Below are 25,225 nucleotides of genomic sequence, written 5' to 3'. Positions count from 1 at the left end.
GGGCTAGTATCCCAAGTCGGATGGTGGAGCGAGTCTGGATCCCCGGACGCTCCCGTTGCAACAACCCCCGAGGAAACACGATGCGGATTGCGACTGGATTGGTGTTCGCAAGTTCTCTGGCGGCCTCGCTGTTGGCGTCTGGTGCAGCCTGGTCGCAGGCGCAGCGCACGGCGGCGGCGCCGACGCCGGCTGCCGTACCAGCCCCCGCCCCGGCCGCTGCGGCCCAGACCCAGCCCCCGCGCGCGCCCTGCATGAACCCCGAGGCGCTCGGCGTCGGCCGCACCGTCGAGATCGACACGACCGGCGGTCCGGGCTTCGGCTTCGAACACTTCAAGGATCTCGACTTCCTGAAGGATCACGAAGTCGTGCTGACGTTCGACGACGGTCCGTGGCCGGAGAACACCCCGGGCGTGCTCAAGGCGCTGGCCGACCAGTGCACGACGGGCATCTTCTTCATCATCGGCAAGCACGCGACCTACTATCCGGAGATCCTGAAGCAGGTCTACAACGCGGGGCATACGGTCGGCACGCATACGTGGTCGCATGCCGCGCTGACCAACAAGAAGCTGACCGAGGACCAGCGCAAGGAAGAGATCGAGCTCGGCATCAGCGCGGTGAAATGGGCGCTCGGCGGCAACTCGCCGGCCCCGTTCTTCCGCTTCCCGGCGCTGCAGCACCCGCCGGAGATCGTGACCTATCTCGGCACCCGCAACATCGGCATATTCTCCTGCGACCTCGACTCGTTCGACTTCAAGGCGCGCAATGCGCAGGCGGTGATCGACGTCACCTTCAAGAAGCTCGACAAGCTCGGCAAGGGCATCATCCTGATGCACGACTTCCACAAGCACACGGCGGAGGCGTTGCCAGAACTGCTGCGCCGGCTGAAAGCCGGGGGCTACAAAGTCGTCGCGATGCGCGCCAAGGCGCCGGTGCAGTCGCTGCCGCAATATGACGAGCAGCTGGCCAAGGTCGCGAAGCTGCCGACGGTGAGCCAGAGGCCGGTCTCGAGCGTTGTGACGACAGTGTCCGAGTGAGACGGGAATCCTTTCGGCAGTGCCCAGACTTCGTATCGAAGGTTATGTGATCGCATCGGCCGACGGCATGTTGGCCGATGCGGGCAATGTGATGCCCCAGGCGCTCAAATTCCCGGGCGACGCAGAGTTCTTCGCCAGTGCGTTGGACGGCGCCGATCTGATCGTCCACGGCCGCAACTCCTATGAGGACCAGCCGAACTCGCCGAAGCGCAAGCGGCTGGTCGTGACTCGCAAGGTGGCGGCGCTGGCGCCGGACCCGGAAAAACCGCTCTCCACGCTGTGGAATCCGGCGGGCGCCTCGTTCGAAGCCGCCTGCGAGGCCGCGGGCGTGACGACCGGCACGGTGGCCGTCATTGGCGGTCCGGTCGTGTTCGAGATGTTCATGGACCGCTACGATACGTTCTTCCTGTCCTTTGCGCCGCATGTCTCGCTGCCCGGTGGCACGCCCTGCTTTCCGGAGGTGGCACCGGGTCGTTCGCCGCAGCAGGTGTTGACCGCTCACGGCTTCGCACCGGCCAATCAGCTGATGCTCGACCCGGCCGACGAGGTCAGCGTCACCGCCTGGAAACGCGCCGCGTAGCCGAACCGTCAGATGTCGCCATAGGCGCGCTGCTCGGGCGCCTTCGGCCCGCCGCCGTAGCCGAAGATCATGAACAGCGCGCCGATGATCGACAGATTCTTCAGCGCATCGATCAGGGTCTTGGCGTTGTCGGGCGCGGCCTGGTTCCAGAAGTCGTGGAAGTAGAAGATCGTCGCGCCGACGAAGACGATCATGAGAGCTGAGAAGAAGCGCCCGAGAAAGTTCAGCGCGATCATGACGCCGGCGAGCACCTCGAAGGCGCCGGCCGCAATCGCCAGGATCTGCGGCATCGGCAGCTTCGCCGCCGCTTCGAGCTGGGCCGCATAGGGCGCGACCAGCGCGGGAATCGTGATCTTGGACGCGATCAGATCGGCGGTCGCTGGAATGCCGAACAGCTTCGTCGCGCCGGAGTAGATGAAGATCACGGCGAACAGAACGCGCCCGAACGTAATGAAACCCGGCATTCTCGCCCTCACGGATCAACTTCAAACGATGACGTCGTCCGCCCACGGAGCCGGATATGTGACGTCGCGAACGCTTTTCAACAATAAAGGCGGACGGAATACGACCGAAACCGGACGAATTCCGCCACACTTCGATCACGCCGATCAGGTCACGCAAACAGCGTCGGCTGCGCCCTCCCCGCCCGCTCCTGGGCCTCGACCGCCGCCACCGCCGTCATGTTGAGGATGCCGCGCGCCGTCACCGAAGGTGTCAGGATGTGCGCCGGCCGCGCCGGGCCGATCAGGATGGGTCCGACGGGAACCGCATCCGCCAGCACCTTGATCATCTGATAGGCGACGTTGGCGGCATCGAGGTTCGGCATGATCAGCACGTTGGCCGAGCCTTCGAGATCCGAATGCGGCAGGATCGCCTTGCGCGCGGTGGCGGACAGCGCGGTGTCGCCCTGCATCTCGCCATCGGCCTCCAGATCAGGACGATGCTGCTTCAACAGCGCCGTGGCCTGCCGCATCTTGCGCGAGGAGTCGGTGTCGTAGCCGCCGAAATCGGAGTGCGAGACGAACGCGATCTTCGGCTTGATGTTGAAGCGCATCACGTGATTGGCCGCCAGCGAGGCCATCTCGGCGAGCTCCTCGGCGGTCGGGTTCGGGCGCACCTGGGTATCGCCGATGAAATAGGCGCCCTTGCTGGTGATGGTGAGCGCCAGCGCGGCAAAATCGCTGACCCCCGGCATGAAGCCGATGATCTCGCGCACATGGCGCAGATGGCTCATGTAGCGGCCCTCGACGCCGCAGATCATCGCATCCGCCTCGCCCCTGACGACCGCGAGCGCCGCGATCACGGTGGCGTTGGTGCGCACCACGGTGCGCGCCGCATCCGGCGTGACGCCGCGCCGCCCCGCGATCTCGATGTAGCTCTGTACATAGGAGCGGTAGCGCGGATCGTCCTCGGGATTGACGAGGTCGAAATCGATGCCGGCCCGGATCGACAGGCCGAAGCGCTTGATGCGTGCCTCGACCACCGAGGGGCGGCCGACCAGGATCGGCCGCGCCAGCTTCTCCTCCAGCACGACCTGGGTGGCGCGCAGCACGCGCTCGTCCTCGCCCTCGGCATAGATCACGCGTACCGGCTGCGTCTTCGCTTTCGCAAAGACGGGCTTCATGATCAGGCCGGAGCGGAAGGCGAAGCGTTCGAGCTGGGTGGTGTATTCGTCGAAATTCTTGATCGGCCGCGTCGCGACGCCGGAGTCCATCGCAGCCTTCGCCACCGCCGGCGCAATGCGCAGGATGAGGCGCGGATCGAATGGCGACGGGATCAGCGAGCCCGGACCGAAGCCCTGGGTCTCGCCGGTATCGAAGCCGCGCGACACCGCATCCGACGGCGGATCCTGGGCGAGCTGTGCGATCGCGTCGACCGCGGCCTGCTTCATCGCCTCGTTGATCGCGGTGGCGCCGACGTCGAGCGCGCCGCGGAAGATGAACGGGAAGCAGAGGACGTTGTTGACCTGATTCGGAAAGTCAGAACGCCCGGTGCAGATCATCGCGTCGGGCCGCGCCGCGCGGGCCTCCTCCGGCATGATCTCCGGATTGGGATTGGCGAGCGCCATCACCAGCGGCCTGTCGGCCATCTGCTTGACCATGTCCGGCTTCAGCACGCCGCCGGCCGAGACGCCCAGGAAGATGTCGGCGCCGCCGATCACCTCGGCGAGCGTGCGCTTGTCTGTCTTCTGCGCATAGACCGCCTTCCAGGGGTCCATCAGCGTGTTGCGGCCTTCGTGGACGACGCCGTCGATGTCGGTGACCCAGATGTTCTTGCGCTGCGCGCCCATCGACACCAGCAGATTGAGACAGGCGATCGCGGCGGCGCCCGCGCCGGAGGCGACGATCTTCACCTCTTCGATCTTCTTGCCGGCGAGCGACAGCGCGTTCTTGATCGCGGCGCCGACGATGATCGCGGTGCCGTGCTGGTCGTCATGGAAGACCGGGATCTTCATCCGCTCCTTGAGGCGGGCTTCGATCTCGAAGCATTCCGGTCCCTTGATGTCCTCGAGGTTGATGCCGCCGAAGGTCGGCTCCAGCGCCGCCACCGTCTCGACCACGCGGTCGATCGTGTCGGCCGCGATCTCGATGTCGAACACGTCGATGCCGGCGAATTTCTTGAACAGGACCGCCTTGCCCTCCATCACCGGCTTCGACGCCAGCGGGCCAATATTGCCGAGGCCCAGCACGGCGGTACCGTTGGAGACGACGGCGACCAGATTGGCGCGCGCGGTCAGCGTGGCCGCCTCTGCCGGATTGTTGGCGATCTCGGTGCAGGCGGCGGCCACGCCCGGCGAATAGGCCAGTGCCAGGTCGCGCTGATTGGCGAGCGGCTTGGTGGCCTGGATCTCCAGCTTGCCCGGCCGTGGCAGCCGGTGATAGGCCAGCGCTGCGGAACGAAGATCTTCAGAATAGGACGACGACATACGTGCTCCAGCGTTTCCGACCCGGATTTTTGGTCTCTTGAGTTTCGTTCAGACGCCGATTTTTCCGGCCGGTGGAAGCGCATGTGATGCACGTTGGGCGGCTTTCATGCAACATCCGAAACCATGCTCGCCGGCATCCCGGACCAGCGATTCCCTCGTTCGCAGAAGCACATCCCTACTCCATCGATCCTGCCGAGACCATCACCCTCCTGCTGCCTAAGCCTTGGGCGGAGCACATCAAATGACCCGTGTCCTGATCGGAATATTCGTCGCGGTTGCGCTTGGCATGGCCGGCGTCATCGGCGCCCCCTGGTATGCCCAGAACCGCGCCGAACACGAGGTCGAGGCCAGCTTCGCCCAGATCCGGCAGAACGGCACCACCGCGAGCCACGGCAAGGTCGCCTTCGACCTGTGGAGCCGCAAGCTGTCGATCGCCGATGTCAAAATCGAATCGGCCACGCAGCCGCCGGCCAGCCTCACGCTCGGCACCATCACGGCGACCGGGCTGAGCCAGCCTGATGCCGAGCACGTCACCGCCGCCAGCATCGAGGTCGGCGACGTCACGATGACGGGCCAGCTGACCGGACCTTCGCCGCTCCGCCTCAGCTACAAGCTGCCGCAAGTGGTCGTGAAGGACTATGCCGGTCCGACCCGGTTCGCCGCGCTTCCCGCCGGCGCCGGCATGCTGGAGACTTACCGGGCCCTCGCCCAGCAATTCGTCGCGATCAGCGCTTCGTCGATCACGGTGCCGCGCACCACCGGCACGATGGAAGGCGGCCCCTCCGCGTCCCCGGCCGAATTCAGCTATTCCGGGCTCACCTTCGACGGCATCAAGGCCGGCCGGATCGCGAGCTACAAGCTCGACGAGGTCGCCTTCACGATGAGCCTGCAGCAGCCGGCCGGCAAATTCGCGGCGAGCGCGCAGCAGCCGACCGGAAAGGTCGAGAAGATGCAGGGCCGCATCTCCAGCATCGTTCACCAGGACATCGATGCCAATGCGATCCTGGCCGTGCTCAATCCCGATGCGGCCAAGGACGACCGCATTTATCGCGTCTATGGTCGGGTCACGACCGGCGCCTATGAGATCAGCTCCGACGCCGGCGTGCGCATGCGCATGGATGGCATCTCCGCCGACGAGTTCAGCGTGCGGCCCTCGCGCCTGCAGTTGCCGGCGCTGATCGCAGCCCTGCCCACGTCGCCGGCGGCACAGCCGACGTCCGAGCAAACGCACGAGCTCATGGAGAAGGTCGCGGGCATCTATGAGGGCATGGCGATCAAGAACGCCGAGATGCGCGGCCTGTCGATCGAGACGCCGCAAGGGCCGGTGAAGCTGGCGGCGCTCCGCTTCGACCTGCGCGACGGCAAGGGCGACATCGCGGTCGAAGGCTTCGACGGCCGCGCGCCGAACGGCCCGGTCAAGCTCGGCCGCTTCGCGCTCAAGGGCTTCGACTTCGCGAACCTCATGCATTTCGGCGCCAAATATGCCGCGTCGGGTGCGAAGCCGGCCCCGGCCGATGCCGTCGCGCTGTTCAAGCTGCTCGACGGCGTCGAGCTGAAGGCGCTGACGACGCCGTACAAGGCCGGCGACAAGCCGGTGCAGATCGACAACATCAGCCTCGACTGGGGCCAATTCGTCGGTCCCATTCCGACCAAGGCCCGTCTCGTCGCCAAGATGGCCGGGCCGCTCGATCCGTCCAATCCGGCGCTGCTGCCGCTGCTGGTCGCCGGCATCGATACCGCCGCTGTCGATGCCGATCTCGGCCTCGGCTGGACCGAGAGCGCGGGCACCTTCGCGCTTCAACCGTTCAAGTTCGAGGTCAGCAATCTGGTCGCAGCCTCCGCCAGCGCGTCGCTGGCGCAGGTGCCACGCGACGTGTTCACGATCGACCTGCAGCAGGCGACGGCGGCGGCGGCGCAGATCGAGGCCGCCGGACTCGAATTGACCCTGCGCGATCTCGGCGCCGTCGACGTGCTCGTCGCCAACTACGCACGCGGCCATGGCATCCCGCGCGACGCCGCGCGTAAGGAGCTGGTCGACAGCATCAAGGCGGTCGGCGCGCAGATCGCCGCCGACAATGTCGACGCGGCCGCTGCGGTCGACGCCCTCAGCCGCTTCGTCGAGCGGCCGCGCCAGACCTTCACCCTGAAGCTCTCGCCGCGCGCCAAGGTGCCGGCCATGCAGCTCGCCCAGCTCATCGCCATCGACCCGCCGAGCGCGCTGGCGCAGTTCAAGATCGAGGCGCAGACCGCGCCGTGAGCTGAATGGCGGCGAGAGGCCGAGCCCATGGTCGCCGTCGATGCGCGCGGAGCGTAGAGCTACGTCAACGTGGGGCACGGCATGCATCTCGCGGATTGAGGACGCGTAGCCGCGCTCCCGCGGCAGCAACGCCCGAGGTGTTCCGGTCGTTCGGCCCTCATCATTCGAAGAGGGCGCAGGGAATGCCGGGTGAAGGCTTCACCCATGGCCCGCCTGCGGAAAAAAATGCAGGCGGCAGGTACCACAGGTTCAGCCGATCATCCGGCATTCCCTGCGCGGTGGGCTTTTCGGCTGCTTCGCGCTCTCCCCGGGGACCGGGCTTGTTTGCCCCCGTCATCCACGCGATGCCGGAAGGCATCGGCGCAGACTTGACACCAGCATCGGGGTGCCAGGACCACACGACTTGACCGTCCACAATCTGCCGTTCGTCCGCACGCTTGCGCGCGCCGTGACAGACTGCGGCCACCGCCTCCCCACCTCACGTCTCGTGACGACCGCGAACCGTCCCTCTTCATCGAGGCGGGATGGCCGGAAATGTGAAGGTGATTTGGCCGACGGTGCAAGCCCTGTTGCTGCGGCAAACTAACACGACGGGCAGTGCGTGCATGCCGGCATTGCGAGGAATGCCCGTCGGGCAAACTCCGCGACCGAACGCAGCCCGCTTCTCCTTATCTCATCCAAGCCAGCCAGGGCGAACGTTCGAACGGACGTCCGCGCCTCATCCCGGCCGACGGGTTGGCGCGGCCCGAACGACGGACATCATCGGCCCGAAAGGACCCGACGCAACATCGTGAGGAATTGGCGGGAGCTACCTATCGGCACGGATGCACCACACGTTCAGGCTGCATTATCGGGATACAGTAATCTTTGCTTAACCCGATACCCTCTATCGTGGAAACTACGGGAAACAATCGGAAATGAACGAGGGGCCTCCTGGTCGGATCGACCGTCCGGGGTCACGGGCTCACCCAGGGGTGCGAAAGCGGCCGCCGCGGCGAAACAAGGGTGAGGGTCATGCTCAACGGCCTGCGACGTCGCTTCGCAAGAGACCGCTCGGCCAACGTCGCGATCATCTTCGCGCTGGCGATGGTGCCGACCATCTATCTGCTCGGCATGGCGCTCGACTACACCAAGGCCTTGCGCAAGCAGAGCCAGCTCGACGCGGCCGCCGATGCTGCGGCGATTGCGGCCGTCAGGCCGGCGATGCTGACCGAAACGAACATCACCGACGTCAAGGCAACCGCGGCCGCGGTGTTCGCAGCCAAGGCCAACATGCCCGGTCTCACGGCGGTGCCGACGCCGGTCATCACGGTCACGGACTCCGGCCTCCAGCGGACGATCACCGTGTCCTACACCGCGCAGTCGATCAACAATTTTCCCTCGGTTCTCGGCAGCCCGTCCTGGCAGGTCAAGGGCGCGGCGACGGCGCAGGCATCGAGCGCACCCAACATGAATTTCTACCTGCTGCTCGACGATTCGCCGTCGATGGCGATCGCCGCAACCCAGGACGACATCGATCTGCTCACCGCCAAGACCGCAAAGCAGCCCGGCGGTTCGAAGAACTGCGCCTTCGCCTGCCATGAGGTGCATCCGAACCTCGACAGCGGTGCAAGCGCATCGACACAGGACAATCTCAGTATCGCGCGCGCCAACAACGTCACGCTGCGGATCGATCTGGTATCGAATGCCGTCAAGCAGCTGCTCGTCGGCCCGTGGTCGTGCCCGCAGGCCAGCGTTTCCGGCGGCGTCATGCAATGCATGTCCGCGATCAACAACACGACCTATAAGGCGGCCATCTACAGTTTCGACTACAATCTCAACACGATCCAGACGCTGACGACGCCCTCCACCGCCGGCACGCAGATCTCGAAGATCCAGCTGATGACAGTCGACCACCAGAACTGCGTCACGACCGCGATCTGCAACACCGATTTCGGCACGGACATTGCCGGCGCGCTCAGCGGCGTCAACAAGATCATGCCCGACCCGGGCACCGGCACAAACCAGTCAAAGGATACGCCACAGGAGGTGATCTTCCTCGTCACCGACGGTGTCGAAGACAAGCTGATCGCAAAGACCGATACTTGCGACTCGAAGGCGACCTATCCGCTCCCGGCGGCCGGCTCTCAGGTCCGCTGCCAACAGCCGCTCAACACGGCGATCTGCAAAACGATCAAGGACAGGAAGATCAAGATCGCGATCCTCTACACCGAATATCTGCAGTTGAACGACAGTTGGTACAACAGCCGCATCGCGCAGTTCAACAAGCCGTCCTCCTTGACCGGGTCGATCGCAACGCAACTGCAATCCTGTGCCTCACCCGGCCTGTACGCGACCGTCCAGAACGGCGGCGACATTTCGGCGGCCCTGACCAATCTCTTCCTGAAAGTCGCATCCAACACGGCCAGCCTGGTGCAGTGAGATCCAGCCATGATTCAAACCGAAGCGGCGGCCAAGGACGGATCGAAGGACGGATCGGGCGGCTTCACCGCCTTCGTCCGGGACAGCAGGGCGGCCACGGCGGTCGAGTTCGCGCTCGTCGCCGCGCCGTTTCTGGCGCTCATCATCGCGCTGCTGCAGACGTTCCTGGTCTTCTTCGCCCAGGAGCTGCTCGAAGCCGTCGTACGCCAATCGGGCCGCCTCGTCATGACCGGGCAGGTGCAGGCGCAGAACCTGGACAAGGACGCCTTCAAGCAGAAGGTCTGCGATCAGGTCCGCATCTTCTTCACCTGCGACGGCCTGATGGTCGACATGCAGGTCGCGACGGCATGGTCGTCTGCGAATACGGCTACGCCGACGCTGACGTTCGACAGCCATGGCGCCGTCACCAACGTCTGGCAATACAAACCCGGAAGCGCCGGCGACATCGTCGTGCTCCGGGTGATGTACGTCTGGCCGGTCATGCTCGGACCGCTCGGCTTCAATTTGTCGAATCTGTCGAACGGCAACCGGCTGATCATGGCCTCAGCCGCATTTCAGAATGAGCCCTAGAAGGATCAGGACATGCTCGCCCGCCTGTCACCACGCGTGCGCAATCTCCGGACCAATACCGATGCGGTTGCCGCGACGGAGTTCGCAATCGTGTTGCCGTTCATGCTGACTCTGTATCTCGGTGGCGTCGAACTCGGGAACGGGCTCGCGATCGGCGTCAAGGTCAGCGAAACCTCGCATAGCGTCGCCGACATGGTGTCGCAGAACACACAGATCACCGCAACGCAGATGTTGGGCATCCTGCAGGCGTCGACGGCGATCATGGCCCCCTACGCGGTCAAGGACGACAAGGGCAACTCGCTCATGACGGTCACGGTCTCCGAGATCTCGACCGACAAGGATGGCAACGCAACGGTGCAATGGAGCGAGTCGACCGTCGCGGCCAGCAAGCGAAAAAAAGGCGACAAGATGACGCTGTCGGCCTTCACCACCACGAGTCCGACCAACGCCAACATCTCCCTCATTCTGGGCGAGGTGTCGTATAACTACAGGCCCAATCTCGGATCGGGCGTGACGGGTCCGGTGACGATTTCCGACAGCTACTACCTGTTTCCGCGCTGTTCGACGAACAGCCCGGCGACGTCGAGCTTTCCGTACTACGACGTCAAATATCCGGCGTCAGCGACCTGCACCTGCATCCAGCATATGCGACTGAAGACCTGCTAGCGAGGGCGGACCAGCCGCGTCTCGAAACAGACGGCTTCGGGCCGGCCGACATAATTGCCGTAGTTCGGAATCCGGCAATAGCCGTTTCGTTCGTAGAACGCGACGGCCCGCGCGTTCACGAGTCGCGTCTCCAGCCGGATCGCGTCGTAGCCGAAGCCGGCCGCTGCCGTCTCGAGATGCGTGAGGATCGCCGCGCCGACGCCGCGTGTGCCCGGCCGCGCGTACATCCGTTTCACCTCCGCAATATCAGCCTCCAGCGGCCGCAATGCGCCGCAGCCAATGGCCCGCCCCTGCGCATCGCGCGCGACCACGAAACATGCCCTCGCGCCGCGCACGTCGTCCGGATCGAAGGACGACCGGCCGCTATCGCCGGTGATGCGCGCGAGCGTCGCCGACAGCTCCGCGATCAACCCGTCCGCCTCGGCAGATCCGGGGTCTTCTGATGAGACCGTCAACATTCAGAGCCGACAGCTCATCTCCATCATTCGACGAGTCACCATAGCGCATTTGGATCGGCCGAACGACTCCGCGCGGGCGTGAGGACAGTCCAAGCTGAGGCCTCTTTGCTTCGTCCGGCCCATTGCCCTAGAAGACACGACATCCTCGTGACAAAGACGCCGCATGCCCGACCTCCACACCCTTCCCCTGTTCCTCGCCGCCGCCCTCGTCGTCGCGCTGACGCCCGGGCCCGGCATCTTCTACATCGTGGCGCGGACGCTCGCGGGCGGCCGAGCGGAGGGATTGGCGTCCAGCGTCGGCCTCGGGCTGGGTGGCCTGGTGCACGTGTTCGCCGGCGCGTTCGGGCTGTCGGCGCTGGTGATGGCGAGCGCGCAAGGCTTCACGGTGCTGAAGATCGCGGGCGCGGTCTATCTGATCTGGCTCGGCGTGAAGACGTGGCGCGAGGCGCGCGTCACCGAGCCGGCCGAGGTGGCGACCACCGGCAGCCGGCGCGCGTTTCGCGACGGCATCATCGTCGAGGCACTCAATCCGAAGACGGCGGCGTTCTTCCTCGCCTTCATCCCGCAATTCGTCGATCCCGCAGGCCACGTCGCCGCGCAGTTCATCCTGCTCGGGCTGATCTCGGTGACGCTGAACACCGGCGTCGACCTGATCGTGACGCTCTGGGCCGCCCGGGCGCGTCGTGGCCTGGTCAGCAGGCCGAGCCTCGTGGTCAGACTGCGGCAGGCCTCCGGCGCGGTTACCTGCGGGCTCGGCGGAGCGCTGCTGTTTGCGCGGCGGGCGAGCTGAACTCTGCTCGCCGCGCCCCAACGTCACCCCTACTCCAGCTCGATCGCCTGGTAGGTGCCGGTCTCGTCGAGCGCGGTGCCCCAGATCTTGTGCGAAGCCTGGTGCTCGGCGCGTCCGAACGAGAGCGTGCTGCCGAGGCCGAGATCGATGCTCTTCATCGACTCCAGCGTGTCGACCAGGCGCTCGGTGTCGAGCGGCGTCGTCTGCTTCAGCGCCTGGATCAGGATGCTCGCGGAGATGAAGCCCTCGAGCGAGGTATAGTCCGGCGCCTCGCCCGGGAAGTACTTATCCAGCGCGGTCTTGTAGTCGAGCACCAGGCTCGAATAGCCGGCGACGGAGGGAACGCCCTGCGTGACGATGACGCCATTGGTGTATTTGCTGCCGAGCAGCTTCAGCTCGGCGGCGAGCGACGACGATCCGACGGCCGAGATGTTGGCGTAGATCAGCCCGGGAACCGCCTCGTGGGTCTTTTCGATGAATTTAGCCGCCGCGCGGTCGGTCGCGATCATGATCACGGCCTTGATCGCCGGCTTGGTCTGAGCCTTCAGCTTGCCGACGGCCTCATCGACATCCAGCGTGCCGCGCGGGAAGCCGTAGCGGATGATCGGATCGGTGATGCCGAACGCGCGGAACGCCTTGGCGACACCGTTGGCGCCGTCGTCACCATAGGCGTCATTCTGCGCGAACACCGCGATCTGCTTCGCCGGAATGCGCTTGACCTTCATCAGATAGCGCACGATCGCCGCGGTCTCTTCGGCGTAGCTCGCACGATAGTTGAAGACGTAGCGGTCGGGCGGATCGCGGCGGACGACGGCTGAGCCGCTGTAAGGCGCAAAGAACAGCGCGCGCCGCTCGAGCGCGTAAGGAATCGCCACCGCGTTGTTGGCGGTGCCCATGTTGCCGATGTAGCCGAACACCCGGTCCTTCTCGTAGAGCTGCGTCATCGCGCCCAGCGTCCGGGTCGGGTCGTAACCATCGTCGGCCGCGATCAGCCGCAGCTTGCGGCCGTTGATCCCGCCGGCATCGTTGGCGCGGTTGAACGCCGTCTCGATGCCGACCTTCATCTGGCGTGCCGACTCCTTGCGGACTCCGGAAAACGGGATCACGGTGCCGAAACGGATCTCGGTGTCGCTGACGCCGTGCGGCAGCGGTGCCGGAAGGTTCGCCGTGGGCTGCGTCGCCGCCATGGCGGCCGAGGGCGCCAGCGCGAAGGACATCGTCGGGGCCGACGACTGCTGCTGCGAGAGCGACCGCTCGAGCTCCGCCAATTGCCGTTCGGCGGCCTGACAGGTCACCTGCGAGGATGCGATCCGGCCGCGGCCCTCGGCGATGTAGTTGTTGAAGCTGCGGATGAGCTGATCACGCTCTCCGTTGCCCGTCGCGGCCTGGCGGATCACCTCGCCGAACTGATCGATGATGGTCTGGACCCGCCCCTGGGCGATGTCCCGGCAGGTCGCTGCCTGGCCGACGACGGGGCCGACGCGCGAGGCGAGATCACGAACGGCATCGGGGGAAATGGCGAGGGCGGAGGCGGTAGGTACGAAGAGACAGGTTCCGAGAAGGAGCGCGCACCAGCGAACGGTCATTTGGTTATCCGTTTTCTTCTGATTGGTTGGCGATGTTCACAACATGAGCAAGACAGGTACTTTCATAAGGACAGGTTGCATGACACCGCAACTCCCTTCATTCGATCGGAACGGCCTGAAACGCGCGACGAACCGGATCGCGCAGCTGCTTTGACCGCCGCGTCCGCAGGCCGTCGAACTAACAACCGAGGCAATCGATTGTCGCTCAGAAACAATGGTTTGCCGCTTTGCATGACGGTCGGATTCATGCGCCGCGAGCGACATGGATGCGGGGCTGCGACCGGCCCGGCGCCGCCTTGGAATCAGGTTGGAGAAGTTGTTTGCAGTGTTAACCGTCGCTAGCGCGAGACCATCAAATGCGGGTGTCGACCTTGAGGGTCGGGTCACCTTGCGCCGGTCGCCGACGCCTTACCGCGGCCAGGGACGATGACAATCCGGTGAGATCGAATTGACGAGAGCAGCCGTTCGGCGCGCCGCATTCCGCTGGCCTGGCGCCGGCTTTGACGATAGCAGCAGTCCGCCACCGCCACCGTGCTGCGAACCTTGGAAAGGATGTTTCGTGCCTTGGAAGAATACCAAACTGGAGTTCGGCGGGATCGCCAAGTTCTTCCATTGGAGCAGCGCGGCGGCGTTCATCGCGGCCTATGCCGTCGTGTACTACGTCATCTGGTTCATGGACGACAATGCGCCCGAAGCGCTGCCCGTGCTCAACGTCCACTGGGTGCTGGGCATCTTCGTCGGCCTCTCCGTCGTGCCACGCCTGATGTGGCGGCTCGTCAATGTGCAGCCGGATCAGCCGCATGCATCGCCAGCCGAGGCGTGGCTCGCGCACACCGCGCATTGGGGGCTCTACGCGCTGCTCATTGTGATGCCGTTGACCGGCTACATCGGCACCGATGCTCCGACTGATTTCGGACTGTTCGCACTGCCGAGCTTTCGCGAGACGGCGCTGTTCGGCTGGATCGCGGGGCACTGGGGGATCAGTTGGGAGGCGTTCGAGCCGCCGGTCGACGCAATCCATCATATCGTCGGCAAGTGGATCGCGTGGGTCGTCGTGGCCCTGCACGTCGCCGCCGCGCTGTTTCATCACGTCGTTCGCCGTGACGGCGTGCTGACGCGGATGCTGCCGGGGCGTTCGGCGGCGTGAGGAAGAGAACCGTAGGGTAGGCAAAGGCGCTCCGCTGCACTCTCCTCACGGCAATCTGCGGAGGCGCCGTGCCCACCATCGCACAGCGGAATGCGCTGATGAACGGTGGGCACGCGACCGCCTGACGGCGGCTGCTTTGCCCACCCTACATCGACGAAGCGAGACCGTCTGCCGAACTACTTGTTCGGCAGGTTGGTCTTGATGTGCAGCTCGCGCAGCTGCTTCGGGCTGGCTTCCGACGGCGCGCCCATCAGCAGGTCCATGGCCTGCTGGTTCATCGGGAACAGCGAGATCTCGCGCAAATTCGTGGTGCCGCAGAGCAGCATCACGATGCGGTCGACACCCGCGGCCATGCCGCCATGCGGCGGCGCGCCGTACTGGAAGGCGCGGTACATGCCGCCGAAGCGGTCGACCACCTCCTGCTCGCCATAGCCCGCGATCTCGAACGCCTTCACCATCGCTTCCGGCTTGTGATTGCGGATGCCGCCGGAGGCGATCTCGTAGCCGTTGCAGGCGATGTCGTACTGGAACGCCTTGATGGTCAGCGGGTCCTGCGTCTTCAGCGCGTCGAGGCCGCCCTGCGGCATCGAGAACGGATTGTGCGAGAAGTCGACCTTCTTGTCGTCCTCGTTGTACTCGTACATCGGGAAGTCGACGATCCAGGCCAGCTTGAACTGATCCTTGTCGATCAGGTTCAGCTCCTCGCCGACCCGGGTGCGGGCAAGACCTGCGAACTTCCAGAACTTGTCGGGATCGCCGGCCACGAAGAAGGCGGCATCGCCCTCCTTGGTGCCGAGCTGGCTGCGGATCGCGGCCGTCCGCTCCGGGCCGATGTTGTTGGCCAGGGGGCCGGCGCCCTCGCCGCCCTCGCGCCACATGATGTAGCCGAGGCCGGGCTGGCCTTCGCCTTGCGCCCATGAGTTCATGCGGTCGCAGAACGCGCGGCTGCCGCCACCCGACGCCGGGATCGCCCAGACCTGGTTCTTCGGGTCCTCGAGCATGCGCGCGAACACCTTGAAGCCGGAGCCGCGGAAGTGCTCGGAGACGTCCTGCATTTCGATCGGGTTGCGCAGGTCCGGCTTGTCGGTGCCGTATTTGCGCAGCGCCTCGGCAAACGGAATCCGCGGCCAGCCCTTGGTGACCGGCTTGCCCTTGGCGAACTCCTCGAACACGCCGGTGATGACCGGCTCCATTGCCGCAAACACGTCCTCCTGGGTGACGAAGCTCATCTCGACGTCGAGCTGATAGAACTCGCCCGGCAGGCGGTCGGCGCGCGGGTCTTCGTCACGGAAGCACGGCGCGATCTGGAAGTAGCGGTCGAAGCCCGACATCATCAAGAGCTGCTTGTACTGCTGCGGCGCCTGCGGCAGCGCGTAGAACTTGCCGGGATGGATGCGCGACGGCACCAGGAAGTCGCGCGCGCCCTCCGGCGAGGACGCGGTCAGGATCGGCGTCTGGAATTCGAAGAAGCCCTGCGCCTTCATGCGGCTGCGCATCGCGTCGATGATCGCGCCGCGGGTCATGATGTTCTGGTGCAGCTTCTCGCGGCGCAGGTCGAGGAAGCGGTATTTCAGCCGGATGTCCTCGGGGTACTCCTGCTCGCCGAACACCGGCAGCGGCAGCTCGTCGGCGGGGCCGAGCACCTCGATGTCGGCGACGTAGAGCTCGATCTTGCCGGTCGGCAGATCGTCATTGTCGGTGCTCTTGTTGTCGGCGCCGGCCGGGCGGCGGCGCACCTTGCCCTCCATCCGCACCACCCATTCCGAGCGCAGCTTCTCGGCCTGGCCAAACGCCGGCGAGTCCGGATCGACCACGCATTGGGTGATGCCGTAATGGTCGCGCAGGTCGACGAACAGCACGCCGCCATGGTCGCGGATGCGATGGCACCAGCCGGACAGCCGGACCGTCTCTCCGATGTTGCTCTCGCGGAGCGCGCCGCAGGTATGGGTCCGGTAGCGATGCATGGTCGTCCTGAATGTCGTCGTGAGGAAAAGGGAATCGGCGCAAGCCCAAAGGCGCTTTTCCGAATGCGCGCAGGGTTTAGCCGAGCCGTCCCGGCGCGGCAACCGACGCGTCGGGCCTTTTCCGTTCCGAGGCGGCAAAAGCCGCGGCAACCGGCCCCTGCCGCCGAAATGAGCTGGCGCTGAAGCGCTCATCTGACGGCCGTTTGGGCTCGAAAAGCGGCCTCGTCGCGCTTATCTTGGGAGCCATGACCGTGCATTTCCCCTTCCAGAACTCCTACGCCGCGCTGCCGGACAATTTCTTTGCCCGGGTGGCACCGACGCCCGTGGCCGCGCCGCGCCTGATCAAGCTGAACCGGCCGCTGGCCGCCGAGCTCGGGCTCGACCCGGCCGCACTGGAGACGCCCGAGGGCGCCGAGATCCTGGCCGGCAAGACCGTGCCGGAGGGTGCCGAGCCGATCGCGATGGCCTATGCCGGCCACCAGTTCGGGCATTTCGTACCGCAACTCGGCGACGGCCGGGCGATCCTGCTCGGCGAGGTCGTCGACCGGAACGGCGTCCGCCGCGACATCCAGCTCAAGGGCTCCGGCCCGACCCCGTTCTCGCGCCGCGGCGACGGCCGGGCGGCGCTCGGGCCGGTCCTGCGCGAATACATCGTCAGCGAGGCGATGGCGGCCCTGGGCGTTCCGACGACCAGGTCGCTGGCGGCGGTTGTCACCGGCGAACACGTCTATCGCGGCACGGCGCTGCCCGGCGCGGTGCTGACGCGGGTCGCGACCAGCCACATCCGGGTCGGCACGTTCCAGTATTTTGCCGCCCGCCAGGACACCGAGGCCGTGCGCCGGCTCGCCGACCACGTCATCAGCCGGCACTATCCCGATCTCGCGGGCACAGAGCGCCCCTATCACGCGCTGCTCGACGCCGTCATCGCGCGCCAGGCGAGCCTGATCGCGAACTGGCTGCTGGTCGGCTTCATCCATGGCGTCATGAACACCGACAACACGTCGGTGTCCGGCGAGACCATCGATTACGGCCCCTGCGCCTTCATGGACGGCTACGACCCCAAGCAGGTGTTCTCCTCGATCGACGAGTTCGGCCGCTACGCCTTCGCCAACCAGCCGCGCATCGCGATGTGGAACCTGACCCGGCTGGCCGAATGCCTGCTGCCGCTGTTCGACGACGACAAGGACCAGGCGATCAAAGAGGCTGAGGCCGCGCTGGACGGATTTGCCGCCCAGTTCACCGAGGCGCACCAAGCGGGGCTGCGCCGCAAGCTCGGCCTGTTCACGCGAAGCGAGGGCGACCAGCCGCTGGCACAGGCACTGTTCGACGCGATGGCCGCGAGCAAGGCGGATTTCACCCTGACGTTCCGCCGACTGAGCGACGCCGCCGGCAGCGGCGACGCGCGCGAGGTCCGCGCCCTGTTCGAGGACCCGGCAAGCTTCGACGAATGGCTGCCGCGCTGGCAGCAGCGGCTCGCGGAGGAGCCGCAGTCCCCGGCCGAGCGCCGCGAGGCCATGCGCAGGGTCAATCCCGCCTTCATCCCGCGCAACCACCGCATCGAGGCGGTCATCACGGCGGCGGTCGAGAACGACGACTACGGGCCGTTCGAGGCGCTGCATGCGGTGCTGGCCAAGCCCTATGACGACCAGCCGGAATTCGCCGGCTATGCCGAGCCGCCGCAGCCGGAGGAGCGCGTGCTGCAGACCTTCTGCGGCACCTGACACGCCGTCTTAACCTCGCATCCACCATCGCCCTGACGGCGATCGGGTCCTTAAGAAACGATCAACACGGCCCCGACAAGTTGAACAACACGTCGGGGGAGGTCGCACAGGTGGACGCGCTGGTATTCGAATTCATGGGCCTGGCGATGGTCGCGCTGTGCCTGATCGTGCTCGCCTCGCCCTCCGGGCGCCGGCCCTCGGGCCGCGTCCGCCACCACTGAGCGGCACGACCGCCCGAGCCGCGGCGCGCCGACCGTCAACCATGGGGCGATCCGCGGACGCCGTGGCGCTTGCGTTCCGGCCTGATTGGGCAGAAAAGCGAGGGACGAATTTGTTCCCTTACCCTTTGCCGACACCCTTGACTTGTCAGCGTTTTCGGACGACGGCGTAAGTGCCCCGTCATGGATCGTTCATGGACTTGATCACCACCACTGCCGATCTTTCGGCCGCCTGCGCCCGCCTCGCCCAGCACCCGGTCATCACCGTCGATACCGAGTTCCTGCGGGAGACCACCTATTACCCCCTGCTCTGCGTCGTGCAGATGGCGAGCCCCGACGAGGCGCTGGTCATCGACGCCCTCGCCGAGGGTATCGATCTCAAGCCGTTCTTCGCGCTGATGGCGAACGAGAAGGTGCTGAAGGTCTTTCACGCCGCACGCCAGGACATCGAGATCATCTGGCACCGCGCCGGCATCGTACCGCACCCGATCTTCGACACTCAGGTGGCCGCGATGGTGCTGGGATACGGCGACAGCATTGCCTATGACCAGCTGGTCGAGCGCATCACCGGCCACCGCCCCGACAAGACCCACCGCTTCACCGACTGGTCGCGCCGGCCGCTGACCAAGGAACAGGCGCACTACGCCGAGGCCGACGTCACCCATCTGCGCGACGTGTTCGCCGCCCTCGACGCCGACCTGAAGAAGCGGGGCCGCAGCGACTGGGTCAGCGAGGAGATGGAGATCCTGACCTCGCCCAAGACCTACGACTTCCATCCCGAGCGCGCCTGGGAACGGCTGAAGACCCGCGTGCGCAAGCCGAAGGAGCTCGCGGTGCTGATCGAGGTCGCCGCCTGGCGCGAGCAGGAGGCGCAGAGCCGCGATGTGCCGCGCAGCCGGGTCATGAAGGACGACGCCGTCGGCGACATCGCCACCCACGCTCCGACCACGATCGAGAAGCTCGGCAATCTGCGCTCGCTGCCGAAGGGCTTCGAACGCTCGAAATGGGGCTCCGACATCGTCGCCGCGGTGCAGCGCGGGCTTGCGCGCGACCTCGCCGCGCTGCCCAAGCTCGACAAGCCGCGCAACAATTCCAACGGCGCCGCCATCGTCGAGCTGCTCAAGGTGCTGCTGCGCATGACCTCGGAGCGCCACGCCGTTGCCAGCAAGGTGATTGCCACCGTCGACGATCTCGAGCAGATCGCCGCCGACGACGAGGCCGATGTCGCGGCCCTGCAGGGCTGGCGGCGGGAGCTGTTCGGCGAGGCTGCACTGGCGTTGAAGCACGGCCAGCTCGCGCTCGCGATCGACAAGGGCCGCGTGGTCAGGGTCGACCGGCCCTGACCGGCGTCGACCGCCTCGGTGACGGGCCGCACCCAGGAAGTTCACACAGTTGATTGCAGGCTGTGTCCAGCGCCGGCAGGGTGCCGGCACGTCATTCGGAGCCGGCCCTCCCCCTCAACTCCGCCTCGATTGTCTGGGACACTTCGACCAGAGCCATCGAAAGAATGTAGGCGCTGGTCGGCAGGTCGAGCTGGCGCGCTTTCGCGATGGCCGCCCGAAGGCTGCTCGCCAGCTCTTTGAGCTCTTCCTCTCGGGTCATGTCGCATTCTCGTTCCTGGAGCCACCGCGTGAGCAAAGACGATTGCGAACCGCCGGAACAGAAGCTGCTGCGGTTGTTGAGCAAGAATCCTGTTGATTTGAACGTCGTCGAGGCACTGCGCCTGGTAGTTGCATTCAATAGGATCAGCAACCCGTCCGACCGCCGCATGGTCATCGATCTGGCGGAACGTCTCGCAGCCGGCTAACGCCGGCGCAGCCCGCGCGGTTCAGACCGCGAGCCGCCCGCTCGCACCGATCAGTTCGGCGCTGTCGAGCACGCCGGCGAAATTGCCGATCACCCGCGTGACGACCAGCTTGTAGGAGGCGACATCGCCGACACAGGCCTTGCGGCAGGCCACGGCATCTCCGATCACCTGGTAGCGATGACTGCGGTGGTAGCCATCGACGACCGTCGAGAGGATCGTTTCGTCCAGCGAGAAGCCGAGCACGACGCAACGGATGCTGCGCATGTTCGACATGTAGTCGGCGAACCGCGCCGAGCTGTAGGCCGACGGCAGCGGATGCTCGAATGTCATCTCGCCGGGCTTCGGCTTGAAATCATCGAGCCAGTTCGTCAGGTTGGAGGCCGGGTTGAACCAGGCCGCCTGCGCGATCCGCTTGAGATGGATGATCGGCCAGAGATTGTCGCGCCACAGCGCGATCAATTGGCCGCACCGCGCCATGGTGATGTCGCCATCCGCGATCAGGTGCTTGCGTCCTTCGGCGAGATATTCGCACTGCAGATCGGCGCACACCAGAACCGGCGGCTCCGTCTCGGTCACGCCGAACAGATCGCGGCCCGACATCACGGTCGCGCCGCCGCAAAGTCGCGCAAGGGCGAGGACGCCGGCCGGCCGGCCGAGATGTCGAGCACACCGGGCCGATCCCAATCGCCCTCCGGCCGGATGATCATATAGGGATCGCTATCGAGCGTGATCGCGTCGTCGCACGGCTCGAGGTCCAGCACCATTTCGGTATAGGAGAAGTCGGAGAAGGTGAGCTTGCGATTGTGACCGAGCGGCTTGGCGCCGAAATGGGCCCAGAAATCGACGAGGCGATCCTGCGCATGTCCGTAGGCCTTCTTGAAACCCTTGCGCCTGCAGTAATCGAGCGCCTCCCGCACCAGCTTGAACGACAGCCGCGAACGACGATATTGATGGCGGACCGCGAGACGCTCGACCTTGGCGAACTCGCCAAAGAAGCGCACGCGCACGCATCCGGCCGGCTGATTGCCGACGAAGCCGAGGAAATGCGCAGCGACCAGATCGTTGCCGTCGAACTCCTCCTCCATCGGACAATCCTGCTCGGTGAGATAGACCGCCGAGCGGATCGACGTGACGAGCATCAGATCATTCGGATCGCGCGCGATGCGCACCGTGATTGCGCGCGGGTTGGATTTCGCCGTCCTGGCTGGACTAATGCCGTGCATCCGCAAGACTCCCTTTCAAGAACTTCCTGGTCGATTGGATCGAAGGCGCGATCACCTCCGGCAGACGGTTCCATGGCCGCTGATACCACCAGAGATCCGGCTGAAAACTCGGAAGCGGCGCGAAGCCGAGCGCGCCGAGAAACGCGCGCCCTTCCGGGCTCGACGGTTGCGCATAGTAATCGGCGGCGTGGTATCGCGGTCCACGCAGCGCCTGCGCGACATTGCCGAGGCCGACGGCGCCGCGCCCCTGCGCCACCAGCGCCCAGACGTAGATCGCCGCAACCTCCTCATCCGGCCGCGCCAGGAATCTGCGCGGCGGATCGTACAGATTGAACTCGTCCAGAAGCAACGCGTCGAGGCCGGCGCAGTTCAAATAGAGAAAGGCGATGCCGCCGAGCAGGCTCCGGCCGCGGCACAGCACGAAAATCGAGTCCGGATCGTGCCGCAAGAACTCGGCGAGTTCGTGCTCGGATGCGCGCACACCCGGTATTTCCCGTCGCGCCAGCGCGGCGAGCTCGCCGAGCCGGTCGGGCGTGACCGCATGTGCGGCAATCATGTCCGTCGGCGGCAATGCGTCCAGCTGATGTCGTAATGTGAATTCTTTACTTCCGCGGTGCGGCATCTGCATCTATGTTTCCAGCTTGGCTTTGATGACGTCATCATACTAATCGGGGCTGGAGTGTATGCGGCAACATTTGCATCGGGGTGCTGCATCTACGCAGCGCCGGAAATCTGACGAAACGCTTAATGCGTCATGGGAAGATTTAAGAGCATTTCTACTTTGTACGCGGCACCAGAGCTTCAGGAATGCGGCAGAGGTCCTCGGCCTCACCGGAACCACATTGATGCGCAAGATCGACCGGCTCGAGGACGAACTCGGGTTCAAGCTCTTCATCCGCGATCAGTCGGGACTGTCGCTCAGCGATGAAGGACGCTCGCTTCTGTTCGACGTCGAGCAGATGGAACGATTGAGCTTCAACATCTTCCGGCGCGCCTCGCTCTCGACCGAGACACAGGGCTCCGTGCGCGTCGCAGTGACCGAAGGCCCCGGCAATTTCTGGATCCTGCCGCGACTGATCGACTTTCAGAAAACCTATCGCAAGATCACCGTCGATCTGAGCTGCGCGATGCAGCAGGCCGACGTCTCGCGGCTGGAGGCCGACATCTCGATCCAGTTCGAGAGGCCGACCAATCCGGACGTGATCGTCAGCAAGCTCGGGCGGCTGCACATCTACGGCTTCGTGTCGGAGTCCTACCGCGAGGCCCATGGCCTGCCGGCCTCGCTGGCCGATCTCAGGAACCACCGGATCATCAAGCAGCACGGCGTGCAGCTCGACGAGACCGGCTACGCGCGCATCCTCGGTCTGGAGTCGCTCGACGGCATCGTCGGCATCTCCACGAATTCCAGCGTGGCCGTGCTCTACGCCGTCGAACGCGGCGCCGGCATCGGCTTCCTGCCGACATCGGCGATCGCGCTCGGCGCACCGCTGGTTCCGGTCGATCTCGGCATCAACTACCACATGGATCTGTGGCTGACCTATCACAAGGAGTTTCGCAGCTCGGACCGCCACAAAGTCGTCATCGACTGGCTGAAGCGGATCTTCGATCCGAAGGTGCATGCCTGCTTCCGCGACGAGTTCATCCATCCGCTCGACCTCGTGCCGCTGATGGAAACGGCGCGCGATGCGATCGGGTTCAAGGGCTACGTCGCCCCGAAGCCGCTCTGATCGGCTACCACTTGAATTCGACGCCGAGCGTGCCCTGGTGCGACTGCAACGCCGAGCGGAACTTGGCGTCATAGTTGAGATAGAGACGCGTCGTACCATTCAGGGACAGCGACACCGCCGCGCCGGTATCGGCGCCATGGCGTCCCTCGCCGAGCCCCTGGAGCGTGATGCTCTGCGCGCCGAGGCTGACGGTCATAGCGCCCAGATTCTGCGTAAAATTGTCGACGAACTTGCCGTAGGCCGAGACGTCGAGGATCCTGCCGTCAAGGACGACGTAGCGTCCGATCTCGGCGCCGATCAGGACGCGGCCGCGCTCCAGCGACGTGCCGCTGACCGACAGCGGATCGAGGCCGCCGGCCTCCTGGAACGCCGCAGTCTTGGCCCGCGCATATTCGAAGGCGAGCTTCGGCACCACCCGGCTTTCGCCTGAGCTCCAGTAGTAGTCGAGCTCGCTGAGCACGCCGGTGACATGAGCGCCATAGGCCGATGTGGTGGCTCCCAGACTCGTATCGCGCCGCGCGTTGATGCCGCCGGATCCGTGGACGATCGCAATCGCCCAGCTCCAGGGCCCGTGGTCGACCGAGGCGTTGAAGCCGAACTGAGTGAGATCCAGCGTCGCGGACTGCAGCGCCAGCGGCACATCGACGCGGGTCCGGCTCTGGTCGACCGATACGCCGACGTTGACAGCGGGCGCCAGACGCATGCCGATACCGGCAATGCCGCCCCAGGTCGTCCTCTTGTCGCCGACGAAGTCGCCTTGCGCGCTGGAGCGCACCGTCACGCCATAGGCTTCCCCCCAAGTCCGGAACCGGGGCTGCTCCGCCGTCTCGGAGGCACCGCCGCCGCTGGGGTTGCTCCGCTGCAGCCGGCTGCCCCCGAACGTCGCCTGGTTCCCGAGCCGTTCGAGGAAGTTCGATCCGAGATCGAGCACCGACCGGCCCGACGACAGTTCGGAACTGACTGCGGTCGGGGCCGGCCCCGGCGGAGGCGATGGCGGCGGTGGCACTGGCGTCGGGTTCGGGGTCGGACTTGCCGCATCGCTGGGAAGGCTGGCGGCCTCCGCCGCGCTCGGCATCAGAGCTCCGGCAGCGAGCACGGCGACGAGCGGCACCGCAACGAGAGCAGCGGTGCACGATCGATCGCCCAATGTGACCCGAAATGCCCCCCGCATCGGTGCCGTCCGCAGCCCGCAAGGATTTGCTTAAATATGGCGACGACGATTTGCGCGCAGTTCCCGAGCGCGGTCAATCGGGATCACCGCGGCCGAACCGCCCTCCGAATGATTGTGGTGCGAGCGCCACAACATCGCCGTGCGGGCGCGGCACGCCTCCGGGACGGGTTGCATTCGTTTGCCAACTTGATGTCAGCAACAAATCGTGGTGCAATCCGAACAACAATCGGATCTGGCCGTTCGACTGTGCGTTTCGTGACGACTGAAATTCAGCAGACTTCGGAAAGCCCGCTTGTGGCGTGGCACGCGAAAGCGTGACCGCGTCTTTTTTTCGTCTAGACGAGGAGACAGCGATGCCGACCCAAAAGGGCAGCGTGAAATGGTTCAACCCGACCAAGGGCTATGGCTTCATCAAACCGACCGGCGGAGACAAGGACGTGTTCGTCCACATCTCGGCGGTCGAGCGTGCCGGACTGAGCACGCTCAACGAAAACCAGGCGATCGAATACGATCTCGTGGAAAGTCGCGGCAAGACATCGGCGGAGAACCTCAAGCTCTCTTGAGCACTCTGTCGCGAGGAGGCGCCACGGCGCATCGCCCGCGCCGAGCCAGGCTGGACCGCGCAACGCTGGCCCGCCGCGCATGATCAGACTTCGTCAGCTTTGATGTGCCCCGGCCTTGCCGGGGATTTTTTTATCCGGCGGCGAGCGGCGCAGACCAACGGCGCGCACGCGTTCGAGCGATAGGCTGCGTATCCGTGCGGCGTGACCATCGCGGCGGAGAGAACCCCTCACAAGCGATCCCGCGGATGGCCCGGCGATGCCCTCTCCCGCAAGGGGTGACGGCGCTGTATCGCGCAGTCTTGAAGCGGAGGCAGTGGACGTAGCCGATCGAAGATGTGGAGTTCATTCGATGGCCGTTATTACGCCCTCGCCCCTTGCGGGACAGAGCCACACCGA

General features: G+C 65.4%; 24 protein-coding genes. 13 read left to right on the top strand and 11 right to left on the bottom strand.

Annotation, left to right across the window (positions count from 1 at the left end; genetic code table 11):
* Positions 1-80 precede the first annotated feature (80 nt).
* Positions 81-1,034 carry a polysaccharide deacetylase family protein gene (locus ACQR1B_RS20305; RefSeq protein ID WP_434833202.1) on the top strand — a complete coding sequence of 318 codons (954 nt, stop codon included), beginning with the start codon at positions 81-83 and terminating at the stop codon, positions 1,032-1,034.
* A 19-nt stretch (positions 1,035-1,053) separates the two neighbouring features.
* Positions 1,054-1,614: a dihydrofolate reductase family protein gene (locus ACQR1B_RS20300; RefSeq protein ID WP_434833203.1), complete on the top strand. Its 561-nt coding sequence runs from the start codon at positions 1,054-1,056 to the stop codon at positions 1,612-1,614.
* A gap of 8 nt (positions 1,615-1,622) precedes the next feature.
* Here ACQR1B_RS20300 and ACQR1B_RS20295 read toward each other — a convergent pair whose 3' ends face one another.
* Positions 1,623-2,078, bottom strand: a complete 456-nt coding sequence (locus tag ACQR1B_RS20295) for a DoxX family protein (protein WP_434833204.1) — start codon at positions 2,076-2,078, stop codon at positions 1,623-1,625.
* A 149-nt stretch (positions 2,079-2,227) separates the two neighbouring features.
* On the bottom strand, positions 2,228-4,540 hold the full coding sequence (locus ACQR1B_RS20290) for an NADP-dependent malic enzyme (RefSeq protein WP_434833205.1): 2,313 nt from the start codon (positions 4,538-4,540) through the stop codon (positions 2,228-2,230).
* 241 nt (positions 4,541-4,781) lie between these two features.
* Here ACQR1B_RS20290 and ACQR1B_RS20285 point away from each other — a divergent pair, with 241 nt between their 5' ends.
* On the top strand, positions 4,782-6,797 hold the full coding sequence (locus tag ACQR1B_RS20285) for a hypothetical protein (protein ID WP_434833206.1): 2,016 nt from the start codon (positions 4,782-4,784) through the stop codon (positions 6,795-6,797).
* Between the two features lie 160 nt (positions 6,798-6,957).
* Here the strand turns inward: ACQR1B_RS20285 and ACQR1B_RS20280 are convergent, their stop codons facing one another.
* Positions 6,958-7,263, bottom strand: coding sequence for a hypothetical protein (locus ACQR1B_RS20280; protein ID WP_434833207.1), 306 nt, complete (start codon positions 7,261-7,263; stop codon positions 6,958-6,960).
* 548 nt (positions 7,264-7,811) lie between these two features.
* On the opposite strand from ACQR1B_RS20280, the gene ACQR1B_RS20275 reads away from it, so the two are divergent.
* Genes ACQR1B_RS20275 through ACQR1B_RS20265 form a run of 3 tightly spaced genes read left to right on the top strand, consistent with a single transcriptional unit; the run spans position 7,812 to position 10,454 of the window.
* Positions 7,812-9,218, top strand: a complete 1,407-nt coding sequence (locus ACQR1B_RS20275) for a TadE/TadG family type IV pilus assembly protein (protein WP_434833208.1) — start codon at positions 7,812-7,814, stop codon at positions 9,216-9,218.
* A 9-nt stretch (positions 9,219-9,227) separates the two neighbouring features.
* Complete coding sequence (locus ACQR1B_RS20270; RefSeq protein ID WP_434833209.1) at positions 9,228-9,788, top strand: TadE/TadG family type IV pilus assembly protein; 561 nt, start codon at positions 9,228-9,230, stop codon at positions 9,786-9,788.
* 12 nt (positions 9,789-9,800) lie between these two features.
* Positions 9,801-10,454: a TadE/TadG family type IV pilus assembly protein gene (locus tag ACQR1B_RS20265; RefSeq protein ID WP_434833210.1), complete on the top strand. Its 654-nt coding sequence runs from the start codon at positions 9,801-9,803 to the stop codon at positions 10,452-10,454.
* On the opposite strand, the gene ACQR1B_RS20260 is transcribed toward ACQR1B_RS20265, so the two are convergent.
* Positions 10,451-10,864: a GNAT family N-acetyltransferase gene (locus ACQR1B_RS20260; RefSeq protein ID WP_434833211.1), complete on the bottom strand. Its 414-nt coding sequence runs from the start codon at positions 10,862-10,864 to the stop codon at positions 10,451-10,453. The two genes, ACQR1B_RS20265 and ACQR1B_RS20260, sit on opposite strands and share 4 nt — an antisense overlap.
* A gap of 211 nt (positions 10,865-11,075) precedes the next feature.
* Here ACQR1B_RS20260 and ACQR1B_RS20255 point away from each other — a divergent pair, with 211 nt between their 5' ends.
* A complete protein-coding gene (locus ACQR1B_RS20255) occupies positions 11,076-11,702 on the top strand; it encodes a LysE family translocator (protein WP_434833212.1) in 627 nt (208 codons plus the stop codon).
* 29 nt (positions 11,703-11,731) lie between these two features.
* Here ACQR1B_RS20255 and ACQR1B_RS20250 read toward each other — a convergent pair whose 3' ends face one another.
* A complete protein-coding gene (locus ACQR1B_RS20250; RefSeq protein ID WP_434833213.1) occupies positions 11,732-13,288 on the bottom strand; it encodes an ABC transporter substrate-binding protein in 1,557 nt (518 codons plus the stop codon).
* Between the two features lie 559 nt (positions 13,289-13,847).
* Between ACQR1B_RS20250 and ACQR1B_RS20245 the strand changes: the two genes are divergently transcribed.
* Complete coding sequence (locus tag ACQR1B_RS20245; protein ID WP_434833214.1) at positions 13,848-14,435, top strand: cytochrome b; 588 nt, start codon at positions 13,848-13,850, stop codon at positions 14,433-14,435.
* Positions 14,436-14,611: 176 nt separating this feature from the next.
* On the opposite strand, the gene aspS is transcribed toward ACQR1B_RS20245, so the two are convergent.
* Positions 14,612-16,399 carry an aspartate--tRNA ligase gene (gene aspS / locus ACQR1B_RS20240; protein WP_434833215.1) on the bottom strand — a complete coding sequence of 596 codons (1,788 nt, stop codon included), beginning with the start codon at positions 16,397-16,399 and terminating at the stop codon, positions 14,612-14,614.
* 245 nt (positions 16,400-16,644) lie between these two features.
* On the opposite strand from aspS, the gene ACQR1B_RS20235 reads away from it, so the two are divergent.
* Positions 16,645-18,120, top strand: a complete 1,476-nt coding sequence (locus tag ACQR1B_RS20235) for a protein adenylyltransferase SelO (protein WP_434833216.1) — start codon at positions 16,645-16,647, stop codon at positions 18,118-18,120.
* A gap of 412 nt (positions 18,121-18,532) precedes the next feature.
* Positions 18,533-19,681 carry a ribonuclease D gene (gene rnd, locus ACQR1B_RS20230; protein ID WP_434833217.1) on the top strand — a complete coding sequence of 383 codons (1,149 nt, stop codon included), beginning with the start codon at positions 18,533-18,535 and terminating at the stop codon, positions 19,679-19,681.
* A 91-nt stretch (positions 19,682-19,772) separates the two neighbouring features.
* Here rnd and ACQR1B_RS20225 read toward each other — a convergent pair whose 3' ends face one another.
* Positions 19,773-19,940: a hypothetical protein gene (locus ACQR1B_RS20225; RefSeq protein WP_434833218.1), complete on the bottom strand. Its 168-nt coding sequence runs from the start codon at positions 19,938-19,940 to the stop codon at positions 19,773-19,775.
* A gap of 28 nt (positions 19,941-19,968) precedes the next feature.
* On the opposite strand from ACQR1B_RS20225, the gene ACQR1B_RS20220 reads away from it, so the two are divergent.
* Positions 19,969-20,145 (top strand): hypothetical protein, encoded by a 177-nt coding sequence (locus ACQR1B_RS20220; RefSeq protein WP_434833219.1) that lies wholly within the window; start codon positions 19,969-19,971, stop codon positions 20,143-20,145.
* Positions 20,146-20,166: 21 nt separating this feature from the next.
* Here the strand turns inward: ACQR1B_RS20220 and ACQR1B_RS20215 are convergent, their stop codons facing one another.
* The 3 genes from ACQR1B_RS20215 to ACQR1B_RS20205 are packed head-to-tail and all read right to left on the bottom strand — an operon-like array spanning position 20,167 to position 21,996.
* A complete protein-coding gene (locus ACQR1B_RS20215; protein WP_434833220.1) occupies positions 20,167-20,745 on the bottom strand; it encodes an isochorismatase family protein in 579 nt (192 codons plus the stop codon).
* Positions 20,745-21,368 (bottom strand): GNAT family N-acetyltransferase, encoded by a 624-nt coding sequence (locus ACQR1B_RS20210; RefSeq protein WP_434833221.1) that lies wholly within the window; start codon positions 21,366-21,368, stop codon positions 20,745-20,747. Before ACQR1B_RS20210 ends, ACQR1B_RS20215 begins: the two co-directional genes overlap by 1 nt.
* Positions 21,355-21,996: a hypothetical protein gene (locus tag ACQR1B_RS20205; RefSeq protein WP_434833222.1), complete on the bottom strand. Its 642-nt coding sequence runs from the start codon at positions 21,994-21,996 to the stop codon at positions 21,355-21,357. The genes ACQR1B_RS20210 and ACQR1B_RS20205 overlap by 14 nt, the downstream gene beginning before the upstream one ends.
* Positions 21,997-22,051: 55 nt before the next feature.
* On the opposite strand from ACQR1B_RS20205, the gene ACQR1B_RS20200 reads away from it, so the two are divergent.
* Positions 22,052-23,095 (top strand): LysR family transcriptional regulator, encoded by a 1,044-nt coding sequence (locus ACQR1B_RS20200; protein ID WP_434833223.1) that lies wholly within the window; start codon positions 22,052-22,054, stop codon positions 23,093-23,095.
* Positions 23,096-23,099: 4 nt separating this feature from the next.
* Here ACQR1B_RS20200 and ACQR1B_RS20195 read toward each other — a convergent pair whose 3' ends face one another.
* Positions 23,100-24,266, bottom strand: coding sequence for an autotransporter outer membrane beta-barrel domain-containing protein (locus ACQR1B_RS20195; RefSeq protein WP_434833224.1), 1,167 nt, complete (start codon positions 24,264-24,266; stop codon positions 23,100-23,102).
* A gap of 353 nt (positions 24,267-24,619) precedes the next feature.
* Between ACQR1B_RS20195 and ACQR1B_RS20190 the strand changes: the two genes are divergently transcribed.
* On the top strand, positions 24,620-24,829 hold the full coding sequence (locus tag ACQR1B_RS20190) for a cold-shock protein (protein WP_434833225.1): 210 nt from the start codon (positions 24,620-24,622) through the stop codon (positions 24,827-24,829).
* The last annotated feature ends 396 nt before the right edge of the window (positions 24,830-25,225 follow it).

The organism is Bradyrhizobium oligotrophicum (genome assembly GCF_051168495.1).
Lineage (GTDB): Bacteria > Pseudomonadota > Alphaproteobacteria > Rhizobiales > Xanthobacteraceae > Bradyrhizobium > Bradyrhizobium oligotrophicum_A.
The sequence above is the reverse complement of the archived record's forward strand: the minus strand, read 5'-3'. Positions and strand labels throughout refer to the sequence as shown.

Excerpts from the sequence above, each read along its gene's own strand:
- ACQR1B_RS20305 (WP_434833202.1), top strand. The coding sequence starts at position 81 with ATGCGGATTGCGACTGGATTGGTGTTCGCAAGTTCTCTGGCGGCCTCG.
- ACQR1B_RS20295 (WP_434833204.1), bottom strand. The coding sequence starts at position 2,078 with ATGCCGGGTTTCATTACGTTCGGGCGCGTTCTGTTCGCCGTGATCTTC.
- ACQR1B_RS20290 (WP_434833205.1), bottom strand. The coding sequence starts at position 4,540 with ATGTCGTCGTCCTATTCTGAAGATCTTCGTTCCGCAGCGCTGGCCTAT.
- ACQR1B_RS20285 (WP_434833206.1), top strand. The coding sequence starts at position 4,782 with ATGACCCGTGTCCTGATCGGAATATTCGTCGCGGTTGCGCTTGGCATG.
- ACQR1B_RS20275 (WP_434833208.1), top strand. The coding sequence starts at position 7,812 with ATGCTCAACGGCCTGCGACGTCGCTTCGCAAGAGACCGCTCGGCCAAC.
- ACQR1B_RS20270 (WP_434833209.1), top strand. The coding sequence starts at position 9,228 with ATGATTCAAACCGAAGCGGCGGCCAAGGACGGATCGAAGGACGGATCG.
- ACQR1B_RS20265 (WP_434833210.1), top strand. The coding sequence starts at position 9,801 with ATGCTCGCCCGCCTGTCACCACGCGTGCGCAATCTCCGGACCAATACC.
- ACQR1B_RS20255 (WP_434833212.1), top strand. The coding sequence starts at position 11,076 with ATGCCCGACCTCCACACCCTTCCCCTGTTCCTCGCCGCCGCCCTCGTC.
- ACQR1B_RS20250 (WP_434833213.1), bottom strand. The coding sequence starts at position 13,288 with ATGACCGTTCGCTGGTGCGCGCTCCTTCTCGGAACCTGTCTCTTCGTA.
- aspS (WP_434833215.1), bottom strand. The coding sequence starts at position 16,399 with ATGCATCGCTACCGGACCCATACCTGCGGCGCGCTCCGCGAGAGCAAC.
- ACQR1B_RS20235 (WP_434833216.1), top strand. The coding sequence starts at position 16,645 with ATGACCGTGCATTTCCCCTTCCAGAACTCCTACGCCGCGCTGCCGGAC.
- rnd (WP_434833217.1), top strand. The coding sequence starts at position 18,533 with ATGGACTTGATCACCACCACTGCCGATCTTTCGGCCGCCTGCGCCCGC.
- ACQR1B_RS20225 (WP_434833218.1), bottom strand. The coding sequence starts at position 19,940 with ATGACCCGAGAGGAAGAGCTCAAAGAGCTGGCGAGCAGCCTTCGGGCG.
- ACQR1B_RS20215 (WP_434833220.1), bottom strand. The coding sequence starts at position 20,745 with ATGTCGGGCCGCGATCTGTTCGGCGTGACCGAGACGGAGCCGCCGGTT.
- ACQR1B_RS20210 (WP_434833221.1), bottom strand. The coding sequence starts at position 21,368 with ATGCACGGCATTAGTCCAGCCAGGACGGCGAAATCCAACCCGCGCGCA.
- ACQR1B_RS20205 (WP_434833222.1), bottom strand. The coding sequence starts at position 21,996 with ATGCAGATGCCGCACCGCGGAAGTAAAGAATTCACATTACGACATCAG.
- ACQR1B_RS20200 (WP_434833223.1), top strand. The coding sequence starts at position 22,052 with ATGCGGCAACATTTGCATCGGGGTGCTGCATCTACGCAGCGCCGGAAA.
- ACQR1B_RS20195 (WP_434833224.1), bottom strand. The coding sequence starts at position 24,266 with ATGCGGGGGGCATTTCGGGTCACATTGGGCGATCGATCGTGCACCGCT.
- ACQR1B_RS20190 (WP_434833225.1), top strand. The coding sequence starts at position 24,620 with ATGCCGACCCAAAAGGGCAGCGTGAAATGGTTCAACCCGACCAAGGGC.